Origin of the sequence: Salinivibrio sp. IB282 (assembly GCF_001995685.1) — a bacterium.
Lineage (GTDB): Bacteria > Pseudomonadota > Gammaproteobacteria > Enterobacterales > Vibrionaceae > Salinivibrio > Salinivibrio kushneri.
Genome location: NZ_MUET01000088.1, coordinates 1 through 9571, shown reverse-complemented (window position 1 = coordinate 9571; position 9571 = coordinate 1). Strand labels below are relative to the sequence as shown.

At 49.0% G+C, this 9571-nt stretch carries 13 protein-coding genes and 1 pseudogene; 13 read left to right on the top strand and 1 reads right to left on the bottom strand.

Annotated elements, in window-relative coordinates; all coding sequences use genetic code 11:
• Positions 1-202: 202 nt before the first annotated feature.
• The 3 genes from BZG14_RS13785 to yegD all read left to right on the top strand — a co-directional run bounded on the left by BZG14_RS13785 (position 203) and on the right by yegD (position 2640).
• Positions 203-727: a hypothetical protein gene (locus BZG14_RS13785; RefSeq protein WP_077609005.1), complete on the top strand. Its 525-nt coding sequence runs from the start codon at positions 203-205 to the stop codon at positions 725-727.
• Between the two features lie 26 nt (positions 728-753).
• The gene (locus tag BZG14_RS13780; RefSeq protein ID WP_077487150.1) at positions 754-1131 is read left to right on the top strand and encodes a hypothetical protein; all 378 of its coding nucleotides are present in this window, start codon (positions 754-756) and stop codon (positions 1129-1131) included.
• 156 nt (positions 1132-1287) lie between these two features.
• Positions 1288-2640, top strand: coding sequence for a molecular chaperone (yegD, locus tag BZG14_RS13775; protein WP_077609004.1), 1353 nt, complete (start codon positions 1288-1290; stop codon positions 2638-2640).
• A 105-nt stretch (positions 2641-2745) separates the two neighbouring features.
• Here yegD and BZG14_RS13770 read toward each other — a convergent pair whose 3' ends face one another.
• Entirely contained in the window at positions 2746-3129 is a 384-nt protein-coding gene (locus BZG14_RS13770; protein ID WP_077487148.1) for a hypothetical protein, read from the bottom strand.
• A gap of 114 nt (positions 3130-3243) precedes the next feature.
• Here BZG14_RS13770 and BZG14_RS15950 point away from each other — a divergent pair.
• The 10 genes and pseudogenes from BZG14_RS15950 to BZG14_RS13720 all read left to right on the top strand — a co-directional run.
• A pseudogene (locus BZG14_RS15950) lies at positions 3244-3327 on the top strand (cytidine deaminase); the annotation flags it as partial.
• Positions 3328-3502: 175 nt separating this feature from the next.
• Positions 3503-4060 (top strand): GNAT family N-acetyltransferase, encoded by a 558-nt coding sequence (locus tag BZG14_RS13760; RefSeq protein WP_077487145.1) that lies wholly within the window; start codon positions 3503-3505, stop codon positions 4058-4060.
• 38 nt (positions 4061-4098) lie between these two features.
• Entirely contained in the window at positions 4099-6177 is a 2079-nt protein-coding gene (locus BZG14_RS13755; RefSeq protein ID WP_077609002.1) for a M13 family metallopeptidase, read from the top strand.
• 79 nt (positions 6178-6256) lie between these two features.
• On the top strand, positions 6257-6802 hold the full coding sequence (gene rimJ / locus BZG14_RS13750) for a ribosomal protein S5-alanine N-acetyltransferase (protein WP_077609001.1): 546 nt from the start codon (positions 6257-6259) through the stop codon (positions 6800-6802).
• Between the two features lie 57 nt (positions 6803-6859).
• Positions 6860-7075, top strand: coding sequence for a DUF4177 domain-containing protein (locus BZG14_RS13745; protein ID WP_069362674.1), 216 nt, complete (start codon positions 6860-6862; stop codon positions 7073-7075).
• Positions 7075-7299: a membrane protein insertion efficiency factor YidD gene (gene yidD / locus BZG14_RS13740; protein ID WP_021022755.1), complete on the top strand. Its 225-nt coding sequence runs from the start codon at positions 7075-7077 to the stop codon at positions 7297-7299. Before BZG14_RS13745 ends, yidD begins: the two co-directional genes overlap by 1 nt.
• On the top strand, positions 7299-7691 hold the full coding sequence (locus tag BZG14_RS13735; protein ID WP_069362675.1) for a hypothetical protein: 393 nt from the start codon (positions 7299-7301) through the stop codon (positions 7689-7691). Before yidD ends, BZG14_RS13735 begins: the two co-directional genes overlap by 1 nt.
• A 108-nt stretch (positions 7692-7799) precedes the next feature.
• Positions 7800-8327 (top strand): nucleotidyltransferase family protein, encoded by a 528-nt coding sequence (locus tag BZG14_RS13730; protein WP_077487151.1) that lies wholly within the window; start codon positions 7800-7802, stop codon positions 8325-8327.
• Positions 8328-8415: 88 nt separating this feature from the next.
• Complete coding sequence (locus tag BZG14_RS13725) at positions 8416-8832, top strand: GNAT family N-acetyltransferase (RefSeq protein WP_077487142.1); 417 nt, start codon at positions 8416-8418, stop codon at positions 8830-8832.
• 191 nt (positions 8833-9023) lie between these two features.
• Positions 9024-9476 (top strand): GNAT family N-acetyltransferase, encoded by a 453-nt coding sequence (locus tag BZG14_RS13720; protein WP_077487141.1) that lies wholly within the window; start codon positions 9024-9026, stop codon positions 9474-9476.
• Positions 9477-9571 lie beyond the last annotated feature (95 nt).

The following is a 9571-nucleotide window of genomic DNA, read 5'->3' as shown; positions in this document are numbered from 1 at the left end:
ATCTACTGATAGACAATATCTACAAAATCCTTTGGAGAGCACTACATTTGAAGTGAAGGAAACTCCGTATGGAATACGGTTCTTACCCAAATATTGATCAAGCTAACAAGCAGCGCAAGCGGGACAACTTTTCCGCTGCGCTACAAAGTTGCCCCTTCGCTGGGCGTTATGTGTACTTTTAGTTTTGGAGTATAAAGTTAAGATGGAAAATGCAGTTTTCGGGTTTGTGGGGGCTTTAGTCGGCGCAGTATTGGGGTTCATAGGCTCTATCCTGAGCACTTTTGGCAAAAACAAAGACACTCAGCTAACTGTTTTAACCCAGGTAATTACAACTGAGCGAGCTCAGTGGCGAAGTGACATGCGCGATTTGACCTCAGAGTTCGTGTCGCTTTTACATCAGATCAAGAATGAACGACGTCAAGAGGACATTTCTGAGTTCCATAAACTGCGAGTCAAAATTAGGCTTCGGCTCAACCCCAAAAAGGGGCATGAATATGATGAGAAACTTCTAACCCTCCTCAGGACGTTTAAAGGTTTAGTCGACTCAGATAAAAATGTCCCGATTACTATTGATGACGAAATTGAATGCTTCGAATTGACAATGCAGAAACTGATAAAGAAAGAGTGGGACAAGTCAAAAAAAGAAGCAGAAAGCGGTAATCTCGGTGCCTCAGATAAAACACATAACCAATCAATGCAGTCGACCGCTAGCGCTTCGGCTGATTGAGGCGTTAGCTGAAATCAGGCAAAGCGATGATTCCAAATACAAAAATATCACATACAATTCTGGAGTTTGGTAAATCAATTATTCTTCAGTTGCCCGACGGCCACTCGAAGGAAGAGTTCGAAGCGGCGATTTCCATCGTAATAGCGGCATGGAATGCTGTGGTGATCGACGTTTGGAATAAAACAGATGAATTTGAACGCGAGCTAATTGAGCGGTTGGGAGAAGGACCAAAGCAAGCTCAAATTGAAGTTAAACGGCTAGTTAAGCGGAAAAAGTCGAAGTTTTCAGATGACTTGAGGGCTGTTGGGAATCACTGGGTTAGAGAGCAAGATGGCGAGTATATATTTGGATGTGAGGCACGAGGAAATGTTGAAGACTTTCCGGCAAAAGAAACTAAACACTAGATGCAAGTAGGGCAGCTAACAAACGCCTCAAAAGGGACTGTCAACGCGTGGCGTTTCGCAGCGACGCCGCGACTGATTGGTCTCTGTAGACGGATGTTAGAAATCCCGCGACGGTTGAGGTAGCATTGCCGACTTTTTCTGCGGTGAGAGGGATTTATGTATATCGGCTTTGACTATGGTACAGCCAATTGTTCGGTGGCGAAGATTGAGAACGGTCAGCCGACGCTGTTACGTCTAGAAGGGGACAGCACGTTTATTCCTTCCTCCCTTGCCGCACCTACACGCGAATCTGTGTCTGAGTATCTGTTTCGTCATCGGGGCATCAAGCCGCTAGATACGATTGGCGAGCAGATGTTGCGCCGCGCCATTCATGTAAACCGAGAGGAAAGCATTGAACTTGAGGCGGAGGACATGGCGTTTGGTCAAGCGGCGCTCGATCGTTATCTCGATGATCCGCGCGATATGTACTACGTGAAATCGCCTAAATCTTTCCTTGGCGCGTCAGGTTTACGTGATGCCCAGCTTCGGTTTTTTGAAGACCTCGTATGCGCAATGATGGATAACATCAAAACGCAAGCCGAACACCAAACCCAACAGAGTATTCATGATGCGGTGATTGGTCGGCCGATCAACTTTCAAGGCCGTGGGGGCGAGACGGCAAACCACCAAGCCGAAGGTATATTGCACAATGCGGCTAAGCGGGCGGGCTTTAAACAGGTTGAATTTCAGTTTGAGCCAGTCGCTGCTGGCCTAGACTATGAAGCGACACTGAGCGAAGACCAAATCGTTCTCGTGGTCGATATCGGTGGGGGGACCACAGACTGTTCGTTGATTGAGATGGGGCCATCATGGCGCGGTAGTAGCGATCGCAGTGCAAGTTTGTTAGCGCACAAAGGCCAGCGTATTGGCGGTAATGATCTAGATATTGCGTTGGCATTCAAACAAATGATGTTCCCGTTTGGGATGGGTAGCAAAATGGAGTCTGGCATTGAGATGCCGATTACGCAGTTTTCCAACCCCATCGCGATTAACAACGTACAAGCGCAAAACGATTTCTATGCGTTTGAAAACTTGGCGGTGCTCAAAGGGCTGCACAAGCAAGCGCAAGAGCCACATAAACTGGCCCGTTTGCTTGAGGTGTATCACGAGTCACTGGGTCACAACATTGTCCGTCGTGCGGAAGAGGCAAAGATTGCGTTGTCGGATCAAGCCGCATACCGAGCGGGTATTCAATTGTTCTCCGAGCGCGTGGACGTTGATGTAACGCGCGATAACATGATTGATGCGATTGAGGCGCCCAAACGTAAGATGATCGCCTTAGTGCACGATGTGGTCGCTCAGGCCGGTGTAAAGCCCGACGTGATTTTTATGACAGGTGGCTCGGCACGCTCGCCCTTCTTACGGGAGGCTGTACAAGCAGAGCTGCCGAACATTCCTTTAGTGAGTGGCGACTACTTTGGTTCAGTTACCGCGGGCTTAGCGCGTTGGGCGGAAGTCTGCTTTAAGTAACCGTCGCTTGACGAACTGGGTTTGACGCTTATTTGTAATACCTTGGGAATAATAAGACGTTGCTAATAATAGGAACCCTACTTAGCGAAAACTTCCGTATTTTGATTAGAAATCATGCACCAAGGTGGGGGTGTTGGCGCGAAATAGCTTGGTTAGGGCAGACTTATATCGCCAACCCAGTGCCAGTAGCCGTTTCGCTAAGCTTTGATTTTGAATGGTGGCAACTTCAATGCCGCGGTAGTGATGCGGATGCGCTTGAATATAATCGATAAACGCCGTCAGCACCCCTTGGCCGCGAACGCTGGGGGTAAATTGTAGCGAAACAATCGATAATCGCTGACTACCGATCGGACAGTGAATCAGACAATAGCCGAGTGGGTGCTTGATCGCGGTGGAGAGCTCTGGAAAAGCGCGCGTCTGGTGACGTTGGGCCAATTGGTCATAGCCGTGGCATAGATGGTTAAGCAGTTGCCGAGCRTTATCATCCATCGGTGTGTCTCTGGAGAGGTCGAAACGTAGCCACCATATTAGGGATTTTATTTTTTCGAAAAACAGAAAAGCGCAAGCCACGTATTTACCTCTTTTGGGCACGATAATCGTGCAAAAGCCGCGATTTCTACGCCAGATAACCAGCTAGTTTTTAAAACTATCCGCGAGCTCATGCCGCACCATTGGTCGTTAGTGAATAACGCGTGTGCACCAGCATCGGTATGCTTTTATTATCGATGTATGAGAAAACGCACCTCGCGGCCATGTCGTCATAACTATCCCTACATGGCAGCGAAACGATTAAAATACAGTCTGGATAAGGTACGTAGCGCGATATCAATCAATGTATGCGCTGATAGAATAGGAATTGAGCATGTTCCCAGCTACATGGCGCTCTAAGCGTTTGTGTTTTAGTCCGTTTGAATATAGCGATGCAAAGCGTGTCAAAGCGCTTTTTGAGCAAAATCAGCATCTGCAATATCAAGATCCCACGTTTAAACCTTGGTCGTTATCCACCTACCAATCATTAATTGCCGACAGTGCGGAGAAAAAGGCGCCCGACGTAGAAGAAGCCTTTTACCTTCGTCGCATTCAGACCCATGACGGTAAAGATATTGGCTATCTACAAATCTCGCTCAATGCGCCCGATGCACAGAGTGTTTGGCTGCCCATGCTCACTATTTCTCCACGATATCAAAAGCATGGCTATGGCAGCGAAGCGGTTGCGAGCGTGATTGACACCGTGCAAGCTTATGGGGATTATCGACGCATGGGTGTGAATGTTTACGCCGAAAACATTCGCGCGTTTCGATTCTGGTATCAGCAAGGGTTCTGTCGTATTTCCCATTTTGAACCCGAGCAAGATGAAGGACGAGATTACCACTGCTTGGTGCTCAATCGCGATTTAGACGTGAGGGCATCACCACGGTAGTGAACAGGGAAAGTGACTGAGTCATATAGGAAAGGAAAATGATAAAAACACCGAAAAAACGTCTGTTACTGACGCGTGTCGCACTGAGTGTTGTACTCGGCATGGGGCTTAGCGTTTCATCAACTACGGTGCAGGCGGCTGAGGCCGCACAGGTTCAGGTGCAGCGCGAATCAGGTCTGCATCTGCAAGATTTTGATCTATCGGTTCGCCCACAGGATGACTTGTTCCGTCACGTCAATGGCACTTGGTACGACCAAACCCAAATCCCCAGTGATATGTCCAGCTATGGTGCGTTCCGTATTTTAGCTGAAGAGAATGAAAAGCGTCTGAAAGGCATCATTGATGAGCTGGTGGCGCGTGATGATCTCAAGCCTGGCTCCAATGAGCAAAAGCTGCGTGATTTTTATCTTAGCTATATGGACAAAGACAAAATTGATGCCTTGGGGGTGACACCAATCAAACCTGAGCTTGATCGTATTGCGGCGATTGCCTCGAAGCCTGCGTTGATTTACGCGATGGCCGACTTGCGACGAGTTGGCGTTGGGATCCCGTTTAGTTTTTATGCATGGGCCGATGCGAAAAACCCTGACTATAACGCTCTATATCTGAGCCAAAGTGGGTTGGGCCTGCCGGATAGAGACTATTATTTCCGAGACACCGAGGACGCTGAGCGTATCCGCACCGCGTATAAAAGTTATCTCGAAGATATGCTGCGCTTAGCGGGCTATGATCAGGCCAAACAACGCGCAGATCGGATTTATCAGCTGGAAAAAACACTGGCAGAGCATCATTGGACACGCGCTAAACGCCGTGATGCCCAAGCAACCTATAACAAAATGAGTCTTGAATCGCTTAATCAAGCCATGGGCAGGTTTGATTATGCTCGCTTTGCCAAGCGCGCGGGTATCGACAAAGCCGATGAAGTAGTGGTGCGCATGCCGTCTTATTTTGAGGCATTAGGGCAGGTGTTTGAGCAAACCAGCCTGCAAGCGTGGCAAGATTATCTCACCATTCGCACGCTCAATGCCTTTGCGCCGCGCCTTAACCATGAGTTGGTTGAACGTCAATTTGCGTTCTATTCCAAAACCCTCAACGGCATTCCTGAGCAGCGTGACCGCTGGAAACGGGGCGTGCAAGCTACCGAAGGGGTGCTGGGTGAAGCGCTTGGTCAAGAATATGTCGCCCGCTACTTCCCGCCGCAAGCCAAAGCACGTATGGAAACCATGATTGATAACCTGCGTGCCGCGTTTAGAGACTCGATTGAATCATTAGCGTGGATGAGCGATGAAACCAAAGCGAAAGCATTGGATAAGTTGAGTAAATTCACGCCCAAAATCGGCTATCCAGAGCAATGGGAAGATTACAGTGCGCTGACCATTAACGCCGATGACTTGATTGGCAACAGCAAACGTGCTGCTCGCTGGGGCTATCAAGATATGTTGTCGCGGATTGGTGCGCCAGTTGATCGCAAAGAGTGGGGCATGACGCCACAAACGGTCAACGCGTATTACAGCCCAACCGCTAACGAGATTGTGTTCCCCGCCGGGATCTTACAACCGCCGTTTTTTGATATGAATGCGGATGATGCCGTGAACTATGGCGGTATCGGCGCGGTGATTGGTCATGAAATGGGGCACGGTTTTGATGATCAGGGCTCGCGTTATGATGGCGATGGCAACCTATCCAATTGGTGGACGGATGAGGATCGCGCGCGCTTTGATGCACGCACCCAAAAGCTGGCCGAGCAATTTAGCCAGTTTGAACCGTTGCCGGGCTTGTTCATTGACGGCAAGGTGTCCTTGGGGGAAAACATTGGTGATTTAGTCGGCTTGACCACCGCCTTCCGCGCCTATCAAAAATCGTTGCACGGTGAACCGTCTCCTGTGATGGACGGTTATACCGGCGAGCAGCGATTCTTCCTCAGCTGGGGGCAGATCTGGAAAATGAAGATGCGTGAAGATGCCCTGCGTGAGCGCGTATCGTTGGGTCCGCATGCGCCACCACAATATCGCGTGCTTGGTGCACCGCGCAATGTCCCTGCGTTCTATGAAGCCTTTGATATAAAAGAAGGTGACGGCATGTATTTGCCCGAAGATCAGCGGGTGAATATCTGGTAATCTCTGATGCCGCCTCCAAGGCGGCATTTTTATAGATTTTGGTACTGTCCGTCACGCGAATCGATGTAAGGAGGCCCAAGTGCTAAGCACGCCAAGGACGAGATTAGTYTTGCTTCCCCCAGAAAAAGCCGACATGGTAGCGCAGTTTTATCAGCGAAATCGTGCTCATCTGTCCCCATGGGAACCCATACGTCCTGCCGCATTTTATCGCGAAGACTATTGGCATCGCGCGCTGCAAGAAGCGAACGATTTGTTTCAACAGCAGCAGGCCTTCAAGTTTGTGATTTTGCATCATGAACGGGACGATGTGATAGGGGTGTGCAATTTCACCAATGTCGTTCACGGCGCCTTTCAAGCGTGCCTGTTAGGTTATGCCGCTGACAAGCATTATCAAGGGCAAGGCTACATGCACGAAGCCATCCAAGCAGGTATCCGTTTCGTCTTTGAGCAGGTTGGGTTGCATCGCGTGATGGCCAACTATCTGCCCGACAATACGCGCAGTGAGCGGCTACTTACCAAGCTGGGGTTTGAACGCGAAGGCTATGCACGCCGTTACCTCAAAATTAATGGCCGTTGGCAAGATCATGTGCTCACCGCCAAACTCAACCCTTTAATGGAAGAGTGAGTCGTTTAATAGCCAGCCGGACATTCCCTTTTATCCATTTAACTGTCAGGAGAAAAAATGAGTCAGTTTACCGAGTACAAAGTCGTTCATATTGTTGAAGGTGGTTGCGGCACCTTATTGCTGGGCTCAAGTGGCTTGCCGTTGCAACGCCTCGAAGCCGAACTCAATCAATACGCGCAAGATGGCTGGCAGGTTGTTTTTCAAGTAATCGAAAAGAAACGTTACATGCTGTTTTGGCAGCGTGAGGCCGTGATTGTCACCCTAGGTCGCTAATGCTCAAGTATTTGTCGCTTACGTTGATCCATCGTTACCAAGCTAAAGGTGGATCAAAGAAACGGTTCAATATTGAGTGTAATTTCGAGCCGAGCTGCTCGGAGTATACGCGCCAAGCGATCGAAAGATACGGCGCACTCCGAGGCTGGCAACTCGGATTGGCGCGCATTCGCCGCTGTAATAACCCCAATGCGATTGAAAAAATTCACGATGAGGTGCCTTAATGCGTTTTACCCAACCGATTGAAGCGCTGGAGGCGCAAGAAGAAGCACTGAGGAAGCAGGTGAACGGCTTGACCCAAAGCCAGAAAAAACGCTATTTTGCCGAGCAATCAAGACAGCTGAAAGATCCAGACACTTATGCGGCACTCAATTGGGCTTTCTTAGGGGGGTTCCATCATCTTTACTTGCGAAAGTACCGGTTGTTTATCGTAGAATGTACGTTATTGGTGATCGCCGTTATCGGCTTAGTGATGAGTCAGCCGTATTTCGCTCTGATTTTGGTTGGTTTAGTGCTATTTGAATTACCACAGCTTTTTTTGGCCCAAAAAATTGCCAGGCAGTACAACTACCATGTATCACGCTCAATTTATGAACACGTCCGCCACGGTGATTAACCCATGAAGCGTCGTCGGATCCGTAAACGTCATCAGCACCAGTTCTTTTTATGTCAGAAAACCTATCGGCGTGCCTTAATTGATTTGATTGAGGCTGATCCGGCAAGAATGCGTGCGCTTCGCTGTGTTCAAGCTTTAAACCTCCCTCAGTGCTATATTGCTGCCGGATTTATCCGGAATCTGGTTTGGGATGCGTTGCACAAATATGCCCCGAGTGCGCTCAATGATATCGATGTTGTCTTCTACGATCCTGAAGAGACGAGTAGAGAGCGCGAACAATATTTAGAGCAGCTACTGCAAAAAACCATGCCAGAAATGACTTGGCAGGTACGTAACCAGGCGCGAATGCACGAGAAGCACCAAGATCCTCCTTACGCGAGTACGCTAGATGCAATGCGCTTTTGGCCGGAGAAAGAAACCGCGATTGCGGTGCGCCTTGATATGAACCAACGCTGCGAAGTCATCGCCGCCTTTGGGGTTCAATCTTTATTTGAACTTAAGCTTAGCCATAATCCTGCCCGCCCATGGCACGTTTTTCAGCACCGCCTTGATGACAAGCAATGGCTGACACATTGGCCCAAACTTACTGTCACCACGCAGTGCTCTGTGGCGGCAAAGCCGATCCATCACGAGTAATCGTTAATAGGGTGCGCATGGGCACAGACAGTCCATGCCACCCAAGGCATACTCGTTGCTGTGTTGAACAGCCTGGATAGCTAAGCCGATGAAATACCGCATGGACGCGAGCCCGAGTGACGATAATATTACCGCCATTCGCCAACAGCTTCAGCAAAGCAATGCCCCGTTTTTAGCTGGCCTTCCTGAAGGCTCTCTTGCCGGCTATGCCTATAACGATAATGATGAACGTATCGGTGGCGTGGTGGCCAACACGTGGGGGCAATGGCTATTGATTAAATACCTTTGGGTCGATGATGCCTTCCGCCATCGCCACGTGGGGAGCCACTTATTGAGTAACTTGGAAGAGTACGCCAAGGAGATGGGTTGTAAAATGGCGTTCGTTGATACCTTAAGCTTTCAAGCCAAACCTTTCTATGAAAAGCATGGCTATCAATGCCAGATGACATTGTCGGACTATCCTGTCGATCATGCACTGCACTTTATGACCAAAGCGCTGAGTTGATCAAAATCTATTCGCACAAAGGCACTCTTTTCCAAGTCACATGGCGTGTCCGTCCACACGTCAAGAAAGTTGGTACTGCTAGTTTGCAGCGTTGGTGTCATGCCAATGTATTTGATGAACGCCATGCTCATGGTGTAAGGAACCGAGTGACTAATCCTGCACTGCTGTCAGACCAATAATCAGGAGGCGCCATGATACCCACCCCCAACTCGCCACATAGTTTGCGCCGTATGCGTCCGGCGGACACCGATGCGGTACTTGATATCTGGTTGAATGCATCATTAAAAGCGCATGACTTTATTGATGACGATTTTTGGTATCAGCAGCGTGAGGCGATGCGATCAGCCTATTTGCCGATGGCAGAAGTGTGGGTGGTAGAGAGAGATGGAGCCATCGAGGGATTCTACGCTATGCATGGTCAAACATTGGCAGCGATCTTTGTTGCGCCGCATAAGCAGGGGCAAGGCGTGGGTAGCCAGTTGTTGATGCATGCTAAGCAACAAAAAACCGTCATTGATTTGACCGTTTACCAGAAGAACAAGGCCAGCTACGCCTTTTATCTACGTCATGGATTTGTGGTCGACCGCGAGCAAACCGATCCTCATACGGGTGAGCGAGAGTGGCGAATGGTTTACCAAAGCTAGTTATCGTTTATATCATGTAAAAATCCCGCTTCGGTGAAAATCAAGCGGGATTTTTTATTTTTATCAGTTATATCAATAAGATATTAGTCTTACTG

Excerpts from the sequence above, each read along its gene's own strand:
- BZG14_RS13785 (WP_077609005.1), top strand. The coding sequence starts at position 203 with ATGGAAAATGCAGTTTTCGGGTTTGTGGGGGCTTTAGTCGGCGCAGTA.
- BZG14_RS13780 (WP_077487150.1), top strand. The coding sequence starts at position 754 with ATGATTCCAAATACAAAAATATCACATACAATTCTGGAGTTTGGTAAA.
- yegD (WP_077609004.1), top strand. The coding sequence starts at position 1,288 with ATGTATATCGGCTTTGACTATGGTACAGCCAATTGTTCGGTGGCGAAG.
- BZG14_RS13760 (WP_077487145.1), top strand. The coding sequence starts at position 3,503 with ATGTTCCCAGCTACATGGCGCTCTAAGCGTTTGTGTTTTAGTCCGTTT.
- BZG14_RS13755 (WP_077609002.1), top strand. The coding sequence starts at position 4,099 with ATGATAAAAACACCGAAAAAACGTCTGTTACTGACGCGTGTCGCACTG.
- BZG14_RS13745 (WP_069362674.1), top strand. The coding sequence starts at position 6,860 with ATGAGTCAGTTTACCGAGTACAAAGTCGTTCATATTGTTGAAGGTGGT.
- yidD (WP_021022755.1), top strand. The coding sequence starts at position 7,075 with ATGCTCAAGTATTTGTCGCTTACGTTGATCCATCGTTACCAAGCTAAA.
- BZG14_RS13735 (WP_069362675.1), top strand. The coding sequence starts at position 7,299 with ATGCGTTTTACCCAACCGATTGAAGCGCTGGAGGCGCAAGAAGAAGCA.
- BZG14_RS13730 (WP_077487151.1), top strand. The coding sequence starts at position 7,800 with ATGCGTGCGCTTCGCTGTGTTCAAGCTTTAAACCTCCCTCAGTGCTAT.
- BZG14_RS13725 (WP_077487142.1), top strand. The coding sequence starts at position 8,416 with ATGAAATACCGCATGGACGCGAGCCCGAGTGACGATAATATTACCGCC.
- BZG14_RS13720 (WP_077487141.1), top strand. The coding sequence starts at position 9,024 with ATGATACCCACCCCCAACTCGCCACATAGTTTGCGCCGTATGCGTCCG.